This is a genomic window from Peribacillus sp. B65 (genome assembly GCF_058513295.1).
In genome coordinates, this window is record NZ_CP195840.1 from 1,867,241 (window position 1) to 1,889,129 (window position 21,889).

At 41.5% G+C, this 21,889-nt stretch carries 27 protein-coding genes; 21 read left to right on the forward strand and 6 right to left on the reverse strand.

Features of this window, described 5'->3' with window-relative positions; translation table 11 throughout:
* The first annotated feature begins 298 nt into the window (after positions 1 to 298).
* From ACSR9O_RS09190 to ACSR9O_RS09200, 3 genes are all read left to right on the forward strand, one after another.
* Positions 299 to 1,267, forward strand: coding sequence for an MBL fold metallo-hydrolase (locus ACSR9O_RS09190; protein WP_230176984.1), 969 nt, complete (start codon positions 299 to 301; stop codon positions 1,265 to 1,267).
* Positions 1,267 to 2,082, forward strand: coding sequence for an SDR family NAD(P)-dependent oxidoreductase (locus ACSR9O_RS09195; protein WP_101222490.1), 816 nt, complete (start codon positions 1,267 to 1,269; stop codon positions 2,080 to 2,082). Before ACSR9O_RS09190 ends, ACSR9O_RS09195 begins: the two co-directional genes overlap by 1 nt.
* 157 nt (positions 2,083 to 2,239) lie before the next feature.
* Positions 2,240 to 2,767 carry a DUF3221 domain-containing protein gene (locus ACSR9O_RS09200; RefSeq protein WP_101222489.1) on the forward strand — a complete coding sequence of 176 codons (528 nt, stop codon included), beginning with the start codon at positions 2,240 to 2,242 and terminating at the stop codon, positions 2,765 to 2,767.
* Between the two features lie 50 nt (positions 2,768 to 2,817).
* Here the strand turns inward: ACSR9O_RS09200 and ACSR9O_RS09205 are convergent, their stop codons facing one another.
* A complete protein-coding gene (locus ACSR9O_RS09205; protein WP_101222488.1) occupies positions 2,818 to 3,477 on the reverse strand; it encodes a C40 family peptidase in 660 nt (219 codons plus the stop codon).
* Positions 3,478 to 3,889: 412 nt separating this feature from the next.
* On the opposite strand from ACSR9O_RS09205, the gene ACSR9O_RS09210 reads away from it, so the two are divergent.
* The 3 genes from ACSR9O_RS09210 (at position 3,890) to ACSR9O_RS09220 (ending at position 6,041) form a co-directional block, all read left to right on the forward strand.
* The gene (locus tag ACSR9O_RS09210; protein WP_101222487.1) at positions 3,890 to 5,149 is read left to right on the forward strand and encodes a Y-family DNA polymerase; all 1,260 of its coding nucleotides are present in this window, start codon (positions 3,890 to 3,892) and stop codon (positions 5,147 to 5,149) included.
* 26 nt (positions 5,150 to 5,175) lie between these two features.
* Positions 5,176 to 5,508: a YolD-like family protein gene (locus ACSR9O_RS09215; protein WP_101222486.1), complete on the forward strand. Its 333-nt coding sequence runs from the start codon at positions 5,176 to 5,178 to the stop codon at positions 5,506 to 5,508.
* A gap of 209 nt (positions 5,509 to 5,717) precedes the next feature.
* Complete coding sequence (locus ACSR9O_RS09220; protein ID WP_101222485.1) at positions 5,718 to 6,041, forward strand: iron-sulfur cluster biosynthesis family protein; 324 nt, start codon at positions 5,718 to 5,720, stop codon at positions 6,039 to 6,041.
* 43 nt (positions 6,042 to 6,084) lie between these two features.
* Here the strand turns inward: ACSR9O_RS09220 and ACSR9O_RS09225 are convergent, their stop codons facing one another.
* A complete protein-coding gene (locus tag ACSR9O_RS09225) occupies positions 6,085 to 6,984 on the reverse strand; it encodes an alpha/beta hydrolase (protein ID WP_230176982.1) in 900 nt (299 codons plus the stop codon).
* A 130-nt stretch (positions 6,985 to 7,114) separates the two neighbouring features.
* On the opposite strand from ACSR9O_RS09225, the gene ACSR9O_RS09230 reads away from it, so the two are divergent.
* Together ACSR9O_RS09230 and ACSR9O_RS09235 are read left to right on the forward strand one after the other, a co-directional pair.
* Positions 7,115 to 7,375 carry a YqkE family protein gene (locus tag ACSR9O_RS09230; RefSeq protein WP_101222483.1) on the forward strand — a complete coding sequence of 87 codons (261 nt, stop codon included), beginning with the start codon at positions 7,115 to 7,117 and terminating at the stop codon, positions 7,373 to 7,375.
* Positions 7,376 to 7,538: 163 nt separating this feature from the next.
* The gene (locus ACSR9O_RS09235; protein WP_096337652.1) at positions 7,539 to 7,976 is read left to right on the forward strand and encodes a MarR family winged helix-turn-helix transcriptional regulator; all 438 of its coding nucleotides are present in this window, start codon (positions 7,539 to 7,541) and stop codon (positions 7,974 to 7,976) included.
* A 44-nt stretch (positions 7,977 to 8,020) separates the two neighbouring features.
* Here the strand turns inward: ACSR9O_RS09235 and ACSR9O_RS09240 are convergent, their stop codons facing one another.
* The 3 genes from ACSR9O_RS09240 to mciZ form a co-directional block, all read right to left on the reverse strand.
* Complete coding sequence (locus ACSR9O_RS09240) at positions 8,021 to 8,446, reverse strand: organic hydroperoxide resistance protein (RefSeq protein WP_230176981.1); 426 nt, start codon at positions 8,444 to 8,446, stop codon at positions 8,021 to 8,023.
* 258 nt (positions 8,447 to 8,704) lie between these two features.
* Positions 8,705 to 9,613: an aldo/keto reductase gene (locus ACSR9O_RS09245; protein WP_230176980.1), complete on the reverse strand. Its 909-nt coding sequence runs from the start codon at positions 9,611 to 9,613 to the stop codon at positions 8,705 to 8,707.
* A gap of 56 nt (positions 9,614 to 9,669) precedes the next feature.
* Positions 9,670 to 9,831 (reverse strand): Z-ring formation inhibitor MciZ, encoded by a 162-nt coding sequence (gene mciZ, locus ACSR9O_RS09250; RefSeq protein ID WP_076365517.1) that lies wholly within the window; start codon positions 9,829 to 9,831, stop codon positions 9,670 to 9,672.
* 76 nt (positions 9,832 to 9,907) lie between these two features.
* On the opposite strand from mciZ, the gene ACSR9O_RS09255 reads away from it, so the two are divergent.
* Positions 9,908 to 10,459 (forward strand): NUDIX hydrolase, encoded by a 552-nt coding sequence (locus tag ACSR9O_RS09255; protein WP_230176979.1) that lies wholly within the window; start codon positions 9,908 to 9,910, stop codon positions 10,457 to 10,459.
* Positions 10,460 to 11,641 (forward strand): endonuclease Q family protein, encoded by a 1,182-nt coding sequence (locus tag ACSR9O_RS09260; protein WP_230176978.1) that lies wholly within the window; start codon positions 10,460 to 10,462, stop codon positions 11,639 to 11,641.
* Positions 11,642 to 11,678: 37 nt separating this feature from the next.
* Here ACSR9O_RS09260 and ACSR9O_RS09265 read toward each other — a convergent pair whose 3' ends face one another.
* Complete coding sequence (locus ACSR9O_RS09265) at positions 11,679 to 12,242, reverse strand: GNAT family N-acetyltransferase (RefSeq protein ID WP_101222477.1); 564 nt, start codon at positions 12,240 to 12,242, stop codon at positions 11,679 to 11,681.
* Positions 12,243 to 12,381: 139 nt separating this feature from the next.
* Between ACSR9O_RS09265 and spoIIM the strand changes: the two genes are divergently transcribed.
* The 11 genes from spoIIM to sigF all read left to right on the forward strand — a co-directional run bounded on the left by spoIIM (position 12,382) and on the right by sigF (position 21,642).
* The gene (gene spoIIM, locus ACSR9O_RS09270) at positions 12,382 to 13,029 is read left to right on the forward strand and encodes a stage II sporulation protein M (RefSeq protein WP_101222476.1); all 648 of its coding nucleotides are present in this window, start codon (positions 12,382 to 12,384) and stop codon (positions 13,027 to 13,029) included.
* Positions 13,030 to 13,148: 119 nt separating this feature from the next.
* The gene (gene fur, locus ACSR9O_RS09275) at positions 13,149 to 13,607 is read left to right on the forward strand and encodes a ferric iron uptake transcriptional regulator (protein ID WP_101223459.1); all 459 of its coding nucleotides are present in this window, start codon (positions 13,149 to 13,151) and stop codon (positions 13,605 to 13,607) included.
* 159 nt (positions 13,608 to 13,766) lie between these two features.
* Positions 13,767 to 13,994, forward strand: coding sequence for a YqzK family protein (locus ACSR9O_RS09280; protein ID WP_101223458.1), 228 nt, complete (start codon positions 13,767 to 13,769; stop codon positions 13,992 to 13,994).
* 5 nt (positions 13,995 to 13,999) lie between these two features.
* Positions 14,000 to 14,893: a site-specific tyrosine recombinase XerD gene (gene xerD / locus ACSR9O_RS09285; protein ID WP_101222475.1), complete on the forward strand. Its 894-nt coding sequence runs from the start codon at positions 14,000 to 14,002 to the stop codon at positions 14,891 to 14,893.
* A gap of 284 nt (positions 14,894 to 15,177) precedes the next feature.
* Positions 15,178 to 16,380 (forward strand): phosphopentomutase, encoded by a 1,203-nt coding sequence (gene deoB, locus ACSR9O_RS09290; RefSeq protein ID WP_260359008.1) that lies wholly within the window; start codon positions 15,178 to 15,180, stop codon positions 16,378 to 16,380.
* Complete coding sequence (locus tag ACSR9O_RS09295) at positions 16,381 to 17,193, forward strand: purine-nucleoside phosphorylase (RefSeq protein ID WP_260359007.1); 813 nt, start codon at positions 16,381 to 16,383, stop codon at positions 17,191 to 17,193. It abuts the gene before it with no gap.
* Positions 17,194 to 17,259: 66 nt separating this feature from the next.
* Positions 17,260 to 18,564 (forward strand): pyrimidine-nucleoside phosphorylase, encoded by a 1,305-nt coding sequence (locus tag ACSR9O_RS09300; RefSeq protein ID WP_260359006.1) that lies wholly within the window; start codon positions 17,260 to 17,262, stop codon positions 18,562 to 18,564.
* A 206-nt stretch (positions 18,565 to 18,770) separates the two neighbouring features.
* Entirely contained in the window at positions 18,771 to 19,937 is a 1,167-nt protein-coding gene (locus ACSR9O_RS09305; RefSeq protein ID WP_230176975.1) for a D-alanyl-D-alanine carboxypeptidase family protein, read from the forward strand.
* A 131-nt stretch (positions 19,938 to 20,068) separates the two neighbouring features.
* Positions 20,069 to 20,419 (forward strand): anti-sigma F factor antagonist, encoded by a 351-nt coding sequence (spoIIAA, locus tag ACSR9O_RS09310; protein WP_034308142.1) that lies wholly within the window; start codon positions 20,069 to 20,071, stop codon positions 20,417 to 20,419.
* A 1-nt stretch (position 20,420) separates the two neighbouring features.
* Positions 20,421 to 20,861, forward strand: a complete 441-nt coding sequence (gene spoIIAB, locus ACSR9O_RS09315) for an anti-sigma F factor (RefSeq protein ID WP_053346844.1) — start codon at positions 20,421 to 20,423, stop codon at positions 20,859 to 20,861.
* A gap of 13 nt (positions 20,862 to 20,874) precedes the next feature.
* The gene (gene sigF / locus ACSR9O_RS09320) at positions 20,875 to 21,642 is read left to right on the forward strand and encodes an RNA polymerase sporulation sigma factor SigF (protein ID WP_101222470.1); all 768 of its coding nucleotides are present in this window, start codon (positions 20,875 to 20,877) and stop codon (positions 21,640 to 21,642) included.
* The last annotated feature ends 247 nt before the right edge of the window (positions 21,643 to 21,889 follow it).

Consider the following 21,889-nt stretch of genomic DNA (forward strand, 5'->3'; position numbering starts at 1 on the left):
GCGATGAAGCCTTTCAGCACATTCCGAGCTTCACTCTCTTTACGCCATCAATAATTTACTTGGCCTTAATCAAAGCCATGCCGTCTTTAATTACTTGTGATTATGAAGGATAAATTAGCACTCTGTCAATGATAATATATGCATGGACGAGAAAAAATAGACATGAATTATGTGAAAATAATGACAGTAATTAAAAATACATGTAAAATGGTAATTATACATGATAAGTATACTTAGAATTCTGTTTAGTGTATAAAAAGTTTTATATAAATATAATTTTCTAAGGTGGAAAAAGATTATGGCGAATTGGAATGGAGATATTGCAAAAATTACTTTGCCTACGCCGTTTGCAGTGGGCGATGTGAATGTTTATGTAGTTAAAGGGGATGCTTTAACGCTAATCGATACTGGAGTGAAAACAAAACGATCAAAAGAAGCCTTGACTAATGGGCTTGGGGATTTGGGTCTGAAACTGACTGATATCGAACAAATCATTTTAACTCATCATCATCCTGATCATGCTGGTGGACTCGATTTCTTTGAAAAAGAGATCCCGGTTTATGGACACAAAAACAATCAGCGCTGGCTGACCATCAGTGATGAATTCCTAGAAACCCATAATCGTTTTTTCCTTGATTATGCCGCAAAGTTCGGAGTGGCAGAAGAGCTGAAAAATAAACTGATCCACAATCGCGACGAAATCAGTTTCCTTAGTGAACGGAAGCTGCATGGATATTTGGCTGAGGGAGATGAGCTCCCTGGTCTTCCAGGCTGGAAAGTGATCGAGACTCCAGGGCATGCGCAAAGCCATTTATCCTTTTACCGCGAAAGTGACGGGGTCATGATCGTTGGCGATCATTTGCTTGCCAAGATTTCACCTAATCCATTAATGGAACCACCTTTACTTCCCGGAGGCATGAGGCCTCGTCCGTTACTGCAGTATAATGCATCACTTCAGAAATTATTGGATTTTTCCATATCCACCGTTTACTCCGGACATGGATCTGAAGTGGATGGTGATGCGGTTGCCGACTTGATTCACTATAGATTCGAGCGGCAGCATAACCGTGCCATGCAGGTGAAAAGCATGCTTCAAGATAAGCCTTTATCGGTCTTTGAAGTATGTCAGCAGTTGTTTCCGAAAGTATACCTTCAGGAAGTGGGCCTGACACTTTCGGAAACGGTCGGTCAGCTGGACTATTTAGAAGACTTGGGTGAAGTCGAAACAGAAATTCAATCAGGGGTCATTCTGTATTCAATCGCTTAATGTTCGCAAGGAGGCTCACTTTTTTGAATAAGTTGCAAGGCAAAGTCATTGTTATTACTGGAGCTTCCGGAGGGATTGGCAAGGAAGTTGCCATTCAAAGTGCAAAGCAGGGGGGGCGTCTCGTCCTCTTGGCCAGAAGTATGGATAAATTACTACAGCTAAGGAATGAATTGATCGCCCGATATGGAATTGATGCATATGTCTATAAGCTTGACGTGGCAGACACTGATCAGGTGGCAAATGTATTTAATGACATCCATGCGCAAATAGGTGAAGTGGATGTTTTGGTCAACAATGCCGGTTTCGGCACGTTTAAAGAAGCGCAGGATACGGAATTAAATGAAACGAAAGCAATGTTTGCTGTCAACGTCATTGGATTGATGGCCTGCACAAAGCTGGTTCTTCCGTATATGAAGCAGAGAAAATCGGGGCATATCATCAATATCGCTTCACAGGCCGGTAAAATCGCCACTCCTAAATCAACATTGTACTCATCGACTAAGTTCGCGGTTCTTGGCTATTCAAACGCACTTCGGCTTGAGCTGATGGAAGATCATGTTTTTGTGACCACCGTCAATCCTGGCCCCATAGAAACGAATTTCTTTAACATTGCCGATGAATCAGGTACATATTTAAAAAATGTTGAAAAATTCATGCTTAAGCCTGGAGATGTCGCTGCTAAAATCGTAGCGGCGATGCTGACCAATAAGAGGGAAATCAATCTCCCTGGCTGGATGAATTTTGCTGGGAAATGGTATAACATGTTTCCAAAAATCACCGAAACATTAGGAAAAAAAGCATTTTTTAAAAAGTAAGCAACTTTCGATGTCGGACAAGGCGAAAGATGGTCTAATATAATAGGCAAAAGGGGAATGTCGATGACATTCCCCTTTTTTGAAATAACCGAAGTTTTCATATGAATTGGTAACTATTTCATGCGGGATCCGTCTATTTCTAGTAGGAGGGATTTGTATGAAGAGGATTGTAAACCTTTATATATCCATATTCGTTGCCTTTATTCTGGGTAGCTGTCAATCCCCTGATTGGAACAGGGATGATGCCGTCGGTAAGGGGGAAGAAGGTTTCATTACGGATCTTGACGATAAAAGGATTTTGATTAAAAGGACGTATTATAAGGTGACCACTGATACATCCATTCAAGATCAACATGGTAACGCTCTCGATTATTCCGACCTGGAAATCGGGATGAAAGTGAAACCATGGCACCGGGGCGGGGTGAAGAAATCATTTCCTGGGAAAGCGGAAGCGGAACTGATTCTTGTTTTGACGGATGTAAAAAGCTTGGCCGAACAAAGGGCGGTCACTGCTGCCCTCAATCATGTCAGTAAAGCGGAAAGTCAGCGATTCATGGTTCTCGAAGTCGTCCATTTACCGTCAGAGCATGTTTATAATATCGAAATGATGAACCGTTCCAACTTGGACGCTTCATTCATGGTGACAGTTGAGGATTTAACGGATGAAATATTATATATAAAATAAAACAACCGGGCTGAATCACTATGAATTCTGTCCGGTTGTTTTATGGGATTTTATAAAGTTTTCGCACCTAAATATTTTGGTTTCCAATAAGAATTATCCATATCCGTGATGGTTATTCCTTTAGAAGAAGTAGCACTGATGAATTGACCATTTCCGATATAGATACCAACATGGGATACCCCTGTTCTTCCAGAAGAAGTATCAAAGAATACAAGGTCACCCTTAGCTGGTGAAGATACTTTTAAACCTGTATTGGAATAAAGCAAGGATGTTGTACGCGGTAAGGTGATTCCTTGTGATTTCTGGAATACGTAATAGACGAAGCCTGAGCAGTCAAATCCAGTTGGTGTTGTTCCGCCCCATTTGTAGGGTTTGCCTATTAAGGTTTTTGCATAGCTGATCAAGCTTGTATTATTGACCTTATAAACACCAAGCTTATTAAATGTGTTACGGCCCGCAATTCCGTCGGCAGTCAGTCCTTTGGCTTTTTGGAATTTTTTTACTGCTGATACAGAATAGGTGCCGTAATATGTAGTCAGTGAACCTGAATATGTGAAATAACCTTTGGTTTTTAAAAGTTGTTGTAGTTGTTTGACATCACTATGTGTCATTCCGGGTCTGAGGGTTTGATCTCCAATATTTGCAAAGGCTTGCAGCGGGGTTAGCATCATGGCAGAAGCAACAGCAGCTGAAGCGATCCATTTCTTCATAATTTTCATTTCCTCTCTATCTATCTCTCTATATTCTTAACAATATTATCCTACAATACCATTATGACAATTAGACATAATTTTGGTTACAGTTTTATTACAAAAAATGAGTAGTAAGACTAAGTTTAAAATAGACGAAAGAATGTTGAAAAGGGTGAAAAAAATTAAAAAAACTAAGTATAAGGATCCATTAAAAATTATTCAAGATACGAATTGATTCTTTTTAAAAAAACTATTTGGGTATTCAGTTTAAATATGGTATTTTAACCATTTTTAGTATCTATTATATTTTTCAAGGAAATTACATTAAAAAGTAGAAATTTGTATGAAAACTTCCATTGAATAAGAACGTATATTCGGTTAAAGTTATGAATATAATAAAAGCGAACGTATATTCTTGTTAGGGTGAGAAGTGATGGATTATGGGACGATGCCGAAACAATCAATTATGTGTATCGATATGAAAAGTTTTTATGCAAGCTGTTCAGCGGTCATGCTTGGTCTGGACCCGCTTGATTGTTATCTGGCGGTGGTTGGTGATTTGAAGAGGACAGGGAGCATTGTGCTTGCGGCTTCTCCAAAGATGAAGAAGGAATTTGGCATCAAGACAGGTTCGCGGATGTTTGAGATCCCGAATGATCCGAGGATTGTCGTCGTTGAACCTAAAATGGCGACCTATTTAAGGGTTTCGACGGAAATCACCCGCTTGTTCAACCGTTATGTGCCCAAAGAAGCGATTCACGTATATAGTGTGGACGAAAGTTTTGTGAAAGTCGATGGTGCCGCTTCTTTATGGGGAGATGCCCGGATGATAGCTGAAAAGATAAAGGATGAAATCGAACGGGAATTACAGCTCCCCTGTGCCATTGGAATTGGACCGAACATGCTTATGGCAAAACTTTGCCTTGATTTGGAAGCCAAACATAATGGGATTGCAGAATGGAAGTATGAGGATGTGCCAAGCAAACTTTGGCCGATTTCCCCGCTTCGTGAAATGTGGGGGATCGGCAGGCGCGTAGAAAAAACCCTTCATGGAATGGGAATATTTACGGTTGGACAGCTTGCCAATTATGATCTTGAATTACTTGAAGCGAAGTTTGGAATTATGGGCAATCAGCTTTACCACCATGCTTGGGGAATAGATTTATCCGATATGGGGGCAGCGATCATCGAAGGGCAGGTAAGCTTCGGCAAAAGTCAAATCCTGCTGCGGGATTATAAGGAGGAGCATGAGGTAAAGCAGGTCATGCTGGAAATTTGCGAAGAAGTTGGAAGAAGGGCACGCACCCATCGCAAGGCAGGAAGGACGGTGAGCCTAAGCATTGGTTACAGCAAGGATGAGTTCGGCGGAGGTTTCCAACGTTCGCGTTCAATTAGCGAACCGACCAACATTACGATGGAGCTATATAAAGTTTGCCTGGAGCTTTTTCATGAGAACTATAAGCAAAAAACGGTTCGGAGCATAGAGGTCAGGCTCTCGAATATTGTGGATGATAACGAAATGCAGCTGACTTTATTCGATGCTTCGCGCTGGAAGAAGCGGGAATTGAGTTACACGGTTGATCGAATCCGCCATAAATATGGAGCCAAATCGTTATTGCGTGCCGTTTCGTATACAGAAGCAGGTACAGCCGTTTACCGAAGTAAGCTGCTTGGTGGTCATAAGGCGTAAGGTTGACTTTGAAGGGAGGGAAAAGAATGATACGTGATCGCGGCCGTATCAAATGGACATCGATGATGTTGCCGGAGCATGTGAAGATGCTTCGGGATTGGGTGGTGGAGGATGGCTATGAAACGAAGCGCATCCTGGATGAGCAGCAACTGGAAGAAATGAATGCGGTAATGGGGGAAGCGATGGAGGAAAGAAAGGATGTCACGATTGCTCATTATGAAGGAAACCGGTATCAGCTGTTAATCGGCAGGATCCATTATTATAATGAGCTCACCCAAAAGCTTCATATCGTCGATCGGTTTCAGCAGGCTCACTATATCAGGCTTTCCGATATCGCGGATGTAAGGATAATGGAATGATGAGCCGAAGGGCTGTTCCCAAGGGACAGCCTTTCAAAACGGCATCGTGATGAAAGGTATCACGGAGGAGTATGAGAATCGGCATTTGTTAGCACGGTCAATGAAGAAAGTGATTTTCGTGTCGGCTGACGCTTGCAAAGGAAGGCAGTTTCTTTAACAGAAGCGTATTTATCGTTTATAATGGGGGAAACATCGGGAGGCGTGCAATCATGTATATTGAATGGACGGAAACAGCGGCTGAGAAAATGGCCGATAAGGTACAGGGACAAGAAGGATATTTACAGTTGAAATATGATACTGATGGCTGTGGCTGCGTGGTAAGCGGTGTGACCGCGCTATGGTGGGTCAACGAACCTGAAGAAGGTACCGAAAAAGTGGAAACAAACGGGATTCCACTATATGTGGAGAAATCAAAAATGATTTTTCTTGATGAAGTCATGAAAATAGACTTTGTTCCGGAAGCGAACAGCTTTCAATTAAAAAGTCCGAATCAAATCTTGAATCCAAGGATGAGTTATTTTAATAAAATCTGACTAAAAAGCAAAGAGGGGATCTTGGATACCCTCTTTTTTCTTCTCAGACAAGTTTTAGAAACTGATCGATTTGATCTTCATATTCTTTTGGATTTTCATTATAAGATTGAGCGTGGGCCCCTTTTTTAGCGATGTAAAGCTGCTTTGGGCCCTCTTTTGCTGCATATAATTCCGCTGTCATGGAAGCGGGAATGAAACTGTCATTTTCACTATGGATGAAGAGCACCGGGTTTCGGATATTTTTTATATAATCGATTGGGGACACTTCGTTGGTCCAATATCCGTCACGGAGTTTGATGAACGTACGCCCAAGCGGAAACACGGTCCAGGAAGGAAATGGGACTTCATGCTTGAGCTGGTGTTTGATTTGATCCTCGAAATTTGAAAATGGACAGTCGGCAACGTAAAAATCAGCACCGTCTTCAAGCATTCCGGCATATAAAAGCAGGGTTACGGCCCCCATGGATTCACCATGAATGCCAATATGAAGGTCGGAACCTTTACGTCTTTTCAATTCATCGATTACGGCCTTCAGGTCGAATTTTTCATAATGTCCGTAACTGCTCGTCTTGCCACCGGAATCCCCATGCCGGCGGTGGTCATAAATGATTGCGTTGAAGCCCCGCTTAAGAAAAATATTCATGTACTTAATCGAATTGACTTTGTTTTCCGTCACACCATGAGAAATGATCACCCACTTATTGGTGTCATGCGGTTCGATAAACAAGCATTTCAAGGAATATCCGGATGGTGACGATACCCAAATTTCCGTTTTAGGCAGATTATCAAAATCCTCCCGGATCAGGCGTTTAGCCATGATTTCACGATTCTGGATAAAATCATCTTCCTTCTTTTTCATGTACATGATCCGATTGGAAAAATAAATGCCGACGCCGATGATATACGATAGGATTCCGGCGAGTGTAAACCACCATTTCTTCATGGAAGGTCCTCCTAGGTTTATTTTCTTTATTTTACCATGTGGGAAATGGGAAAACACTGTTTGAAAACCATGACGAGGAAAACGGCAGTCGTGATATAATAATTTCATAAATGGCCAGGAGGTTTTAAGGATGAAAAAGAAACAGCCGCGAAATCAAACTCAAAGCAAAAACCAAGATAAAGATTCATCTTCATTAAAACTTGGTGATATGATCAATCAAGATATCATGTCCCAGCTTCGTCAAAAGCAAAAGGAACTTAATGAGGCTGAACAAGAAAAAAGGGCAGCGGAAGAAGAAAAGAAACGCGAAGAAAGAAAGCGGCGGGAGAAGAATAAATCATTTGAAGAACTATTGGGTGAAAGCAATCTGAACTGGAAGAACTATAAATGAAGGACAGGGAGCAGTTTAAGTTTTAAGTGGGCTGGCTCCCTTTTTCTGTTCAGGAAGACCATTCCTTGCTGATATTCCTTTATTTTATAAAGTATAACGATTATATTAAAGATAAGTTCGATATGCTTTCATATCGTATGGACTACTATTAGCTGGTGATATGATGCAAAATAAAATAGAAAAAGTACTGGAAGACCAATTATGTTTCCTGCTTTATGCAAGTTCGCGGGAAATGACGAAGAAATATAAACCGCTGCTTGATAAACTTGAAGTGACATATCCTCAATATCTTGTCCTGCTTCTATTATGGGAACAGGATACACTTACAGTAAAAAAACTTGGGGAGCTCCTTGCCCTCGACTCAGGAACGCTTACTCCCATGTTGAAACGAATGGAGCAGAATGGCTTGATTGTCCGTGAACGTTCGACTGAAGATGAACGGTCTGTCATGATCAAGCTGACGGAAAAGGGACTTGGTTTACAGGAAGAGGCCTGCTTCATTCCCGATCGCATTTCGGCTATGTCGGGTGATGATAAGAAGGTGGTTGAGGATTTAAAAGCTTCACTGCTCCAACTATTGAAAACTTTACAGCAATTTTAGCAAAGAAAAGACGCTTGGGGTTCCCCAGCGTCTTTTTGTCGGATTTAATCTACATCTATTTCAAAAGTGACGTCCACATTGCCGTTGATTGCTTTTGAATAAGGACACATTTGATGTGCTTTATGAACAAGGGTTTCGAATGTCGCCTTATCGACCCCGGAACCCTTCACAGCCAAAGTTACAGCCAAGCTGTACTGATGCATCTCACCCATCAATAGGCTGACGCTTGCGGTAACCTTGGAATCGAAGGGAACGCGTTCAATTTTACCAACTGATTGCAAAGCACTATCAAAACATGCAGCATATCCAGCTGCAAAAAGCTGTTCCGGATTAGATGCTTCAGGCATCTGTTTAGCCCTTGGTGTTCCAGGCATCGCAATATCAACCGTGAAGTTGCCGTCAGCAGAAATTGCCGTTCCTTCTCTTCCGCCATCAACTGTTACAGACGTTGTAAATAATGTTTTTGTCATCATTTTTTCTCCCTTATCTTTTTATTTTTAATTGTGCACAACTGAATTGTATAATATTAATTTTGGGATGTCCAATGAAAAGTTTAAAACCGTTAAATGGGTTTGGAAAGGAATTAGAATGATCGGAAACTTGAAAGCTGTACAGAAGAGAGTATGGCGAAAAAAAACGTTGGAACGGAAAAAGGCTGCCTATCACGTTGTTAAACGGAGATAGTGCAGCCTAATTTATTTGAAACATTTAGTTTAGTTCCATTCTTTTTAATCCCGGTGACTTTCATATTTGTTCGCTTTGGTCAACTGCTTTAAGATATCCAACTCGATTTTGGACAGTGAAGGACTGTTAGCGGCCTGGCAGTTCTCACGGAGCTGCTGTACTGAGCTTGCTCCTGGTACAACGGTAGCGACGCTTGGATGGGACAATACATATTGAAGTGCCGTTTCATTTAACTTCCTATCGGAAAGTTTGTCCTTTATTTCCGGAAGCAAATCTTTAAGTTCGTGATAGCTATAGTCAAGATATCCATCCTCATTTGCCTTTTCAAGCATTTTTTCACTGAGCAGCCCTTTGGCAAGGGGGCCACGGGCAATAATGCTGATCTGTTTGTTGGCCAAAAGGGACATCCACTCTTCTGGGCGGCGGTCGAGTAGATTAAACTGCATCATCACGGAATCAAGCTTAGACTTTTCCGAGAATTCCTTGATCACATTCGGACGAATCGAGGAAATTCCATAATATCGGATATAGCCTTCTTTTTTCAAATCTTCAAATGCTTCTATCGTTTCTCCGATATTGTCTGAAATGGTGCCGCCATGTAACTGATAAAGATCAATATAGTCAGTTCCCAATCTCTTTATGCTATCTTTTACTGCCGTTTTAATATATTCGCCAGATGGATCCCAGCTCCAGGAATCTTTGTTTTCATTCCAGCGGTTTCCGACCTTGGTGGCTATGTATACCTTATCGCGGACCGATTTTAAATTCTTTCCGACGATTTCTTCATTCATGCCGAAATCATATAAGTCAGCAGTATCAAAATAATTGATTCCTTCATCTAAAGCGGCCTGTATGATTTCGGATGCCTGATTTTCAACAGTCCCCAATGACATGCATCCGAGCCCGATTTCAGAAACTAGCAAGTCTGAATTTCCTAGTCTGCGTTTTTTCATGTTATCCACTCCCTTACATTTCATTGTAAAGGAGAAATCCATTTCACTCAAAGAATTCACTTGATCCGTTTTAAAGGAGTGGGCGGCACCTGATCGTGTATGTCGGCTATCCAATCATTGATATAGACATATTGATTTTGCAATTGTTTTAGTTTTTGAAGGATTTCCCAACTCTTTCCGGATAAAGTAACGCTTTTTTCCAGTACGTAAACTTTCATTAAAATCGCCCTCCATCTCTATTATGGTAAAATGTATGAGGAATCATGCTGCAATTAGAACAGAGGAGTGGTCAGGATGAAAAAATTTGAAGAAAAAACGCTGTCTTCGGAAAAAATCTTCACAGGAAAGGTAATCAGCCTGCAAGTGGATGATGTAGAGCTTCCTGATGGGAAAACGGGTAAACGTGAAATAATCAAGCATCCGGGAGCGGTTGCCATCATAGCTCTCACGGCAGAAAATAAAATCATCATGGTTGAACAGTACCGTAAAGCGCTGGAGAGAAGCTTGGTGGAAATTCCTGCAGGAAAGCTGGAAAAAGGCGAAGAACCGGTTCTGTCGGCTAAACGGGAGCTGGAAGAGGAGACAGGTTATGAATGTGAAAAAATGGAGCACATCATATCCTTCTATACATCGCCAGGTTTCGCCGATGAATTGGTCCACCTATATGTGGCCCACAATTTGAAAAAGAAAGAAAATGCAGCCCCGCTGGATGAAGATGAATTCGTCGAGATGATTGAACTCACGCTGGAGGAAGCTCAAACTTATATGGATGAAGGGAAGATCAAAGATGCCAAAACGGCATATGCAGTTCAGTATCTACAGTTGAAAAAGGCGATGAAATCGTAAATGAAAGAGTTTTACGCTGACCTGCATATCCATATAGGCAGAACGAGAAGCGGAAGTGCCGTGAAAATAACAGGTGCTAAAACGTTAACCTTCAGCAATGTGCTGCAAGTGGCAAGTGAAAGGAAGGGCCTTGATCTAATCGGGATAATCGATTGCCATTCTCCTGAAATTATCGAAGAAATCGAAGCGGGGATGCTGGACGGCGAAATCACGGAGAAGATTGAAGGCGGACTTCAATACAAGAATACAACCATCATTCCAGGCTCGGAGATTGAAATTTATGATCAGAATTGTAATGGACCGATCCATGTCCTCGCTTATTTTCCCACTATAAAAGCGATGAAGGAATTCTCCTCATGGATGAGCGGACATGTTAAAAATATTACCTTGAGCTCCCAAAGGATTTATTGTGATGGAAGAACACTGCAAAAGATCGTGAAATCACTGGGCGGCCTGTTTATCCCGGCACATGTTTTCACCCCATTTAAAAGCTTATATGGAAAAGGGGTGCGATCCAGTCTTACAGAAGTATTCGATCCGGAGCTAATTGATGCCATCGAACTTGGTTTAAGTTCTGATACAGAAATGGTCAAGGATATCGAGGAGTTGGACTCCTATGTATTCGTAACAAATTCCGATGCGCATTCGCTTGGGAAAATCGCTCGGGAATATCAAAAAGTCCTGCTTGAGGAACCAAGTTTCAATGAGCTGGCAAAAGCCCTTAAAGAAAAAGGGAATCGTAAGGTGACCGTTAATTATGGATTGAACCCCTTATTGGGAAAGTATCATCAAACTGTATGTTCAGGGTGCTTACACCAGGTATTGAGGGATAGTGAACAATGTCCCGAATGCGGTAATAAATCCATTATAAAAGGGGTATCGTCCAGGATTGAAGAGCTCTCCATTTCCGGGACGGACGGAAGAAATGGCAGGGAAAGGCCGCCGTATATCCACCAAGTACCACTTGATTTCATCCCGGGACTCGGTCCTAAATCCATGGAAAAACTGCTGGTGGCATTTGGAACAGAGATGAATATCCTACATGAAGTTACGCTTGAACAGCTCAAGGAAATCGTTCCTGAAAAATTGGCGGGCTATATCGATTCTGCCAGAAAAGGGACGCTATCTTTTGAAGTGGGGGGCGGAGGAAAGTACGGAAAGGTCAAAAAGGAATTAACCTGAAAAAAGTCCTGACAGATGGAGATCTGTCAGGGCTTTTTTAGTTAGTTGTTTTTGCATAAATGGAGGTGTCCCGCACTTCCTTGCCATCTGCACTAAGAAAGTCATTACGCAAAATTCCTTCAAGGGTATACCCCAGCTTTTCGGGAATCCGTTTGCTGGCGATATTATTAGGATCACAGCGGATCTCGACCCGCTTTGCTCCATAATGGTAAAAGGCGAATTTGGTTAACTTTTCTACCGCCTCCGTTATGTAGCCTTGTTTACTGTATCTCGTATCAATCCAATAGCCAATTTCGAATTTGGGAATATCCCAGTTAATTCGGTGCAGACCGGTGGAGCCGATGAATTGATCGTCTTCTTTCCTATAAATATGGAGTCTGATATCCTCTTTTAAAATGAAATCCGAAAAGGACTTAAGGACATTCTGTTCAGAAGTTTCCAAAGAAACATCTTGATGGGCAAACGGCAGCCATTGTTTCAATTCAGGTTTGGAATGGACAATGGCCTCGTGAACGTCCAGGCCATCGCCAGGCTGACAGGGCCTTAGATATAATCGTGGGGTTTCAATTTTTTCGGGGAAATCCATTAATATAGCTTTCATATCCTGCCTCCATATCGTTAGTATGGAAAATTATAACATGAATTGAGCTCAAGGTGTTCGGCTGAGGGAGAAAGTTTTCTTAGCATAAATGAGAGAGTGAAAACATAGATTCTAGTAAGCGGAGTTGGGAGGATGAAAGATGAAAAAAAAATCTGTCGTACAAAATGCCGTAATGAAACATATTAACGAACATTCCTCATTATATGTCTTTATCACTGTGCTTTTTTTGATGGGTGTCATTTTTGGAGCAATATTGGTGAATAGTTTGAGCTTTACCCAAAAGGAAGACTTGTTCTATTATTTGTCGCAATTTTTCGGACAAGTATCCAAAGGTGAATTTGCCTCTTCGCATGATATGTTCAGCCAAAGTATTATGCATAATATAAAATATATCGGGGTCATCTGGATTCTCGGAATATCGGTCATCGGTTTGCCAGTCATCCTGGTTTTGTTATTTATAAAAGGGATGGTTGTTGGATTCACAGTCGGCTTTTTAGTCAATCAAATGGGATGGAGCGGTTTTTTATTATCGTTTGTCGCTATTTTGCCCCAAAACATATTCATCGTCCCGATATTCATCGTGATAACCGTGCTTGCCGTCTCGCTATCAATGAAAATGATCAGCCGGATTTTCCTAAAGCAGGTTCGTGAACCGCTGAAGCCGATAATTTCACGGTATATTTTCTCATTGATCTTGTCGGGAATATTTTTGATTACAGCTGCTGCATTTGAAGCGTACCTATCCCCTTCTTTAATGAAAAATGTCGTAAGTTTATTGGGTCATTGATTGAAATTTGCCGTTCCCGCAAATTTTTTTATCATTAACAAGAAATCTATTTTGACAGTTTTCCCTCTTTTGATATAATGGATAGGATAGCGGCGCGGGAGGGAATATTAGGTATGGAAATAGAAAACAGAATTGATAGGATAAAAAAGCAGTTACACTCGTCCAGCTACAAATTAACGCCTCAGCGAGAAGCGACCGTCCGCGTTTTACTTGAGCATGAAGAGGATCATTTAAGCGCAGAAGACGTTTACCTCCTTGTCAAAGAAAAGTCGCCGGAAATTGGATTGGCAACAGTTTACCGTACACTAGAGTTGCTGACTGAATTGAAGATAGTAGATAAAATTAACTTTGGAGACGGGGTTTCCCGTTATGATTTAAGACAAGAAGGAGCTGCGCATTTCCATCATCATCTTGTTTGTGTGGAATGTGGTGCGGTAGATGAGATTCAGGAAGACCTACTTGAAGACGTAGAAGACATTGTGGAACGCGACTGGAACTTCAAGATAAAAGACCATAGATTAACCTTTCATGGCATTTGTCATCGATGTCATGACAAAGAAGAAAATAAAGGTGAATGAAGTCGGACCTTTTCCATTTAATGGAGAAGGTTTTCTGCATTTTTAAAACCTATTTTCTCAAGTAAGAGTTGTTTTTGTTTTCTCCTTTCCGAAACACGTATAAAACTTGTCCTGTTGGGCATAGATTGATACAAAGGATCGAATGGGAGGGGAAAGATGATGAAAACATCATTATCGCTTGTTTTGCATACGGCTAAAGTGATGATTCTCTTTGTTAGCTTCACTGTTCTTTTTTATATAGGAATGGTATGGTTAAATCAGGAATATCAAGATTATCATCGTTATGATGAACCGAAAGGCATGGCTGTAAAAGTATCGAAGGCAGTAGATACGGGTGATGATGCATGGCTTGAACGCTTAATGTTGTTTTATTTAAACGGGGAGTAATGAATATGGAGAATCAAATTAGGGATTTCATTCATTTTTTAACCATTGAAAAAGGGCTTGCCAAGAATACGCTCGTTTCGTATGAGCGTGACTTAAGATCATATTGGAGCTTTCTGAAAGAAGCTGAAGCCATCGAAGATTGGAATGATTCACGGCGGGTCAACATCCTGCATTTTCTCGTGCATTTGAAGGATCAAGGGAAATCATCGAAGACGGTGGCGCGTCATATAGCCTCCATTCGGTCTTTTCATCAATTTCTTCTAAGGGAAAAAGTAACCGATCAGGATCCGTCCATACATATAGAAACGCCAAAACCAGAACGAAGTCTTCCAAAGGTATTAAGCATGGAAGAGGTTGAAGCACTATTGGAAGCCCCAAAGAAAATGGATGAATTCGGCTTACGCGATAAGGCGATGCTAGAACTGATGTATGCGACGGGTATGCGTGTCAGTGAGTTGATATCCATGGATGTAAGTGATGTCCATGCATCCATGGGTTTTGTCCGTTGTGTAGGGAAAGGAAATAAAGAGAGAATCATTCCGATTGGCCAAACTGCATTGGGTGCGATTGAACATTATATGGAAAGTTCCCGAGGAAAAATGGCCAGCCCTAAGCACAGGACAGATTCACTTTTTTTGAATCATCATGGAAACAGGCTGACAAGGCAGGGATTTTGGAAAATTCTAAAAAAACTTGTAAAATCGGCACAAATTGAAAAAGAAATTACACCGCATACACTAAGACATTCTTTCGCGACACATCTATTGATGAACGGGGCTGATTTACGTGCCGTCCAAGAAATGCTTGGTCATGCGGATATTTCGACAACTCAAATTTATACACATATTACGAACGTACGGATCAAGGATGTATATTCAAAATTCCATCCGCGCGCTTAAAAGAATAGTAGAATGATAGAAAGGTTGTGAATTTAACTGCGAAGCGGTTGAAGGAGCAGCCTTTTTATTTCAGTAAGGCTACTGATGATTCTAAAGCATGCTCTAGTGTCAGTTTGTTTATTCCGAAATATATTATTTGTCTCCATCATGGTAATCGTTTACAATGTAGAGAGGTCAGACTTCTGACGTTCTCGCAGTTTCATTTAAAATGAAGAGTAAATGAGCAGAATAAGGGTATTATAGAGAGTATAAAAAGTGATTTACTATTTTAGGAGGAATGACTTATGAAAGGGAATTCAGCATTTAATCGAATATTTGTAATAGTTATGGATTCAGTTGGAATTGGTGAAGCACCTGATGCAGATTTATTCGGTGATAAAGGGGCGGATACACTCGGCCATATCGCAGAAAGAATGAATGGATTGAACATGCCGACTCTCGCAAAATTGGGTTTAGGCAATATCCGTGAAATCAAGGGGATTGAAAAAGCTCAGCAACCTCTCGCATACTATACGAAAATGAAGGAAGCCTCTACAGGAAAAGATACGATGACTGGACATTGGGAAATCATGGGTTTGAACATATCGACTCCATTCCGTGTATTTCCGGATGGTTTCCCGGAATTATTAGTCAATGAACTCGAGGCGAAGATGGGTCGGGGAATTATTGGGAACGTCCCTGCAAGCGGCACGGAAATCATTGAGAGGCTCGGCGAGGAACATATGAAAACGGGTGCGCTGATCGTATATACATCAGCAGATTCCGTATTACAGATTGCTGCACATGAAGACATCGTCCCGATAGACGAATTGTACAAGATTTGTGAAATTGCCCGTGAAGTGACAATGGCTGATGAGTTCAAGGTTGGACGCGTGATTGCCAGACCTTTCACAGGTGAACCAGGAAACTTCAAAAGAACGCCTAATCGTCATGATTATGCATTGAAGCCTTTCAATCGGACAGTAATGGATGAATTGAAAGATTCTGGATATGACGTGCTCGCAATCGGGAAGATCTCGGATATCTTTGATGGGGAAGGCGTCACTGAATCATTAAGGACCGTATCCAATATGGATGGAATGGATAAATTAATCCAAACGGTGGAACAGGATTTTAAAGGGTTAAGTTTCCTTAATCTAGTCGACTTCGATGCTTTATACGGTCACCGCCGCGATCCAGAGGGATACGGAAAGGCATTGGAAGAATTCGATGCTAGGATGCCGGAAGTCCTTGATAAACTGAAAGAGGATGATTTATTGATCATCACTGCCGATCACGGGAATGATCCGGTCCATGAAGGAACCGATCATACACGTGAATTTGTACCTTTATTAGTCTATTCCAAACGATTTACAGAAGGTGCCGAACTCCCGATAAGAGATACATTTGCTGATATCGGGGCGACGGTCGCTGCTAACTTTGATGTGAAAATGCCTGCCTACGGGAAAAATATATTGGGCGATCTAAATTTAGGGGAGATTAAATAGATGTTTAATAAAATAGAAACTGCTGCGTCATTCATAAAAAGTAAAATTGAAGGCTCTCCGGAGATAGGCCTGATTCTTGGTTCCGGACTTGGAGTATTGGCAGATGAAATTGAAAATCCCATTACGATTCCATACCACGAAATCCCGGAATTCCCGGTATCGACTGTTGAAGGACACGCTGGACAGCTTGTCATTGGACAATTAAGTGGCAAAAAAGTTGTAGCCATGCAAGGGCGTTTCCACTTTTATGAGGGTTACTCCATGGAGAAGGTCACTTTTCCTGTACGTGTAATGAAACTTCTTGGTGTTAAGCAGTTAATTGTAACGAATGCTGCCGGAAGCGTTAATGAAAGCTATGAACCAGGTGACTTGATGCTCATTACGGATCATATTAATTTAATGGGGGCAAACCCATTGATTGGTCCTAATGAAGAGCGTTTCGGTCCTAGATTCCCTGATATGTCGGAAGCTTATAATAAAGACCTTCGGTCACAAGCGAAAAAAATAGCAGCTTCACTAGGATTGGATATTAAAGAAGGTGTCTATATCGGGAATACAGGACCGACCTATGAGACACCTGCAGAAGTGAGAATGGCACGGATCCTTGGCGGGGATGCAGTTGGTATGTCGACAGTTCCGGAAGTTATCGTAGCAAGGCATAGCGATATGAAAGTACTCGGAATCTCATGCCTTACAAATATGGCCGCAGGCATTCTGGATCAGCCTTTGTCGCATGAAGAGGTAATTGAAACGACGGAAAAAGTGAAAAGCAGCTTTCTGGAATTTGTTAAGCACATCGTTAAAGACATATAAAACGGACCAAAAAATACAAGTACACCTAAAGAGAAGCGGTGTCCTTAAAAAAGTGGGGATTCTAATATGAGAATGGTAGATTTAATCGAGAAAAAGCGTGATGGAAATGCTCTTACTACAGAAGAAATACAGTTCATCATCAAAGGGTTTACCGACGGATCGATTCCGGATTACCAAATGAGCGCTTGGTCAATGGCTGTTTACTTCAAAGGCATGAATGAGCAGGAACGTGCTGATTTAACCATGGCAATGGTCGAATCAGGAGATCAAATTGATTTATCGATGATTGAAGGAATTAAGGTCGATAAACATTCAACAGGCGGTGTTGGTGATACGACAACATTAGTGCTTGGGCCATTGGTTGCTGCTGTAGGTGTTCCAGTGGCAAAGATGTCAGGACGCGGTCTTGGCCATACAGGCGGAACGATCGATAAGTTGGAGTCTGTAAAGGGATTTCATGTCGAAATAGAAAACGACGAGTTCATACGACTTGTTAATAAAAATAAGATAGCTGTCATTGGACAAAGTGGTAACCTGACTCCAGCCGACAAAAAGCTATATGCATTGCGTGATGTTACGGCTACCGTTAACAGTATCGGTTTGATTGCTGGCTCGATCATGAGTAAGAAAATCGCAGCTGGTGCTGATGCAATCGTACTTGATGTTAAAACGGGAGCGGGCGCTTTCATGAAAACGCTTGAAGATTCCGAAGAGTTGGCGCATGCAATGGTTAGCATCGGAAACAATGTAGGGCGAAATACGATGGCTGTCATTTCCGATATGAGCCAACCGTTGGGTTACGCAATCGGAAATGCTTTAGAAGTGAAGGAAGCCATCGATACACTTAAAGGAGAAGGACCGGAAGATTTAACGGAACTTTCTTTAACACTAGGAAGCCATATGGTATACCTTGCCAAAAAGGCAAGTTCTCTGAAGGAAGCAAGAACCTTGCTGGAAAATGCGATTAAGGATGGTTCTGCACTTAACTCATTCAAGGTTTTCCTAGAAGCGCAGGGAGGCGATGGTTCGGTTGTGGATCAGCCTGAAAAACTGCCGCAGGCTGCCCATACTTTCGAGCTGGAAGCGAAAGAGGACGGATATGTATCGGAGATCATCGCTGATGAAGTTGGAACGGCAGCCATGCTGTTAGGTGCCGGGCGGGCGACTAAGGAATCAGAGATTGATTTGGCAGTCGGACTGGTACTTCGTAAAAAAATAGGGGAAACCGTGGCAAAAGGTGAATCCCTTGTGACGATTTACAGCAACTTTGAAGATGTTTCAAAGGTAAAAGAAAAATTGTATGAAAGCATTGCGATTTCAAAAGAGAAAGTAGAAAAACCTACATTGATCTATAAAGAGATCATGGAATAAATATTTTCCAAAAAAGGCCGCGCTTTTGCGTGGCCTTTTTACGTTTATTTCATTGAATGTTTAAAAGAGGATGCCCATGCGCATCCTCTTTTAATTTGGTTCACTTCGTTACCCTATATCCAGTATATGTTCAAAATTCATCTTTATTTGTATAAAAATGGGTTTAATGGAAAAAATAAATCCTATAAAGATTGGAGGGTATGGAGATGAAGCGGATTCTTTCTCTATTTTTAACCGTATTGGTAGCAATGGGTTTTAGCGTCCCACATACAAAAGCAGCTGAGGAAAAAGGAGTCGAATTGGCGGCAAATGCTAAATCGGCTATTTTGATTGAACGGGATACAGGTACTGTTCTCTATGATAAAAATGCAGACGTTCGTCTTTCGCCGGCAAGCATGACGAAAATCATGACAATGCTGCTGATCATGGAAGCGATCGATAAAGGCGAACTTAGCATGAAGGAGAAAATCAGGACTAGTGAGTATGCAGCATCAATGGGCGGTTCCCAGATCTTCCTCGAGCCAGGTGAAGAAATGACCACAGAACAAATGCTCAAGGGCATCTCGATTGGTTCGGCGAATGATGCATCGGTGGCGATGGCAGAACGTCTAGCTGGATCGGAAGAAGAGTTTGTTAGGAAAATGAACAAAAAGGCGAAAGACCTCGGGTTGAAAAATACAAAGTTCCAAAACGCAACAGGCCTTCCTGTTAAAGATCATTACAGTTCGGCACATGATATGTCGATCATGGCGAAGGAATTATTGAAATACGATACGATTACAAGGTTCACGGGTACATATGAAGATTATCTCCGTGAAAATACCGAAAAGAAATTCTGGCTAGTCAACACGAACAGATTAGTGAAATTTTACCCTGGGGTCGATGGACTGAAGACAGGATTCACAAATGAAGCGAAGTATTGTTTGACAGCGACCGCAAAAAAAGGGAATATGCGTGTCATTGCCGTCGTTTTCGGAGCCGTTTCTCCTAAGGAACGAAATGCTCAGGTCACAAAGATGTTAGATTATGCATTTTCACAATATATCACATACCCGATTTATAAACGCGGCGAGGTGTTAGGTGAAGCAAAGGTAAGTAAAGGCGACAAGAAATCGGTGGTGGGTGTGACAAGTGAACCTATTTCAGTTTTGACAGCCAAAAATGGAACGGCAAAGGACTTTACAAAAAAAATCACGCTTGATAAAGATTTGGATGCCCCGATTAAAAAAGGTGATGAAATTGGTACGCTTGAATTGAAGAAAAACGGCAAGGTGTATGTCGAATCTCCGATTGTTGCGAAGGAAACTGTTGAAAATGCCAGCTGGTGGCAATTGTATAAACGGGCTTTCGGCATGTTTACCCAAGCGAAATAGAATAAATTGTCGCAATGCCTGTTAATCGTACTAATTTAGGCGAAACTCCACTAGTTTTGCTAGTAAGGAGGAATCGGCAGGTGAAAAAGAGAATTTGACTCTTTATAAGACAGTGAAGGAGGCTGTATATAATGAGTCTTACGATTAATATGGAGGCGAAAAATCGCGTATTGTGCATTCGTCTCAAAGGTGATTTAGATCATCATACAGCAGAAAAATTGAAAAACCAGGCAGAGGCAGCCATTCAAAAGCATAATATCAAACATATCATCCTTAACATGGAAGAATTGGATTTTATGGACAGTTCAGGGCTTGGAGTTATTTTAGGGCGCTATAAGCAGGTGAATAAAAAGCAAGGTGAAATGGTGGTATGTGCAATTTCTCCGGCAGTAAAGCGGTTATTTGAGATGTCAGGGTTGTTTAAAATTGTTAAAATGGAACTATCCGAAAAAAACGCTTTGCAAAGACTGGGGGTTGCCTAAAATGAAAAATAAAATGGAAACGAAATTTTCTGCACTTAGCCAAAATGAATCTTTTGCCAGGGTAACTGTTGCGGCTTTCATTGCCCAATTGGACCCGACGATGGATGAATTGACAGAGATCAAGACTGTCGTGTCAGAAGCCGTTACGAATTCGATTATCCATGGGTATGAGAGTGACCCGGAAGGTTGGGTATACATTTCAGTGATCATCGAAGGCGATACTGTGGAATTGACCATCCGGGATGAGGGACTGGGCATTGAAGACGTCGAGGAGGCTAAACAGCCGTTATTTACGACAAAACCCGAACTTGAACGTTCCGGAATGGGATTCACCATCATGGAAAACTTCATGGATGAAATCAATATAATTTCCCATAAGGGCGAAGGCACGATCATTCGATTAAAAAAGCACTTAACTACAAGCAGAGCTTTGTGCAATTAAGGGAGACTTGCATATGGATGTGGAGGTTAAAAACGAGAAGGGCAAGAAAGGCCAGCCCCATTTAAAAGATGAGGAATTGCGGAATTTAATCCAACGCAGCCAGAGCGGTGACCAAGATGCGAGAAATCTGATTGTCAACAGCAATCTGAGGCTTGTATGGTCAGTAGTGCAAAGATTCCTCAATCGAGGTTACGAACCGGATGACCTTTATCAAATAGGCTGTATTGGTCTGTTAAAGTCCGTGGATAAATTTGACTTATCGTTTGAAGTGAAATTCTCAACGTATGCTGTGCCTATGATCATTGGTGAAATCCAACGTTTTATCCGTGATGACGGAACGGTTAAAGTAAGCCGGTCATTAAAGGAAATGGCGAATAAAATTCGCAGGGCCAAAGAGGAGCTTTCAAAGACGTATGGCCGAGTTCCGACTGTCAATGAATTGGCGGAACATCTAGAGCTGTCGCCAGAGGAAATCATCATGGCCCAAGAAGCTAGCAGGAGCCCTTCATCCATCCATGAAACGGTTTACGAAAATGATGGAGATCCGATTACTCTTCTTGACCAGATTGCCGACAATAATGAAACCTCCTGGTTCGATCAAATTGCTTTGAAAGAAGCCATACAAGAATTGAATGAACGTGAAAGGCTGATTGTTTTCCTGAGGTATTATAAAGATCAGACGCAATCGGAAGTGGCGGCAAGGCTTGGCATCTCCCAAGTCCAGGTGTCAAGGCTGGAAAAGAAGATTCTTCAGCAAATGAAAAACCACATGAATCAATGATTCATGTGGTTTTTCATTGAGCTTGAAAATAAATGATTGATTTTAGGAAAAAGTAAAAGTGGTTCTTATCAAGTAGAATGAAAATATGAGCGGGGTCGAATTTTTTAGTTGAATTTAGGATTAAAAACGAATATTATAGTAAAGGTCGCGTTTTTCATTCGTTTTTTTAGCTTTCTTTTAATCAATATTGATTAGGAAAAACGTTGATGCAGTACAATATTAGGACACCTTGTCTTTTCGTGCAAAC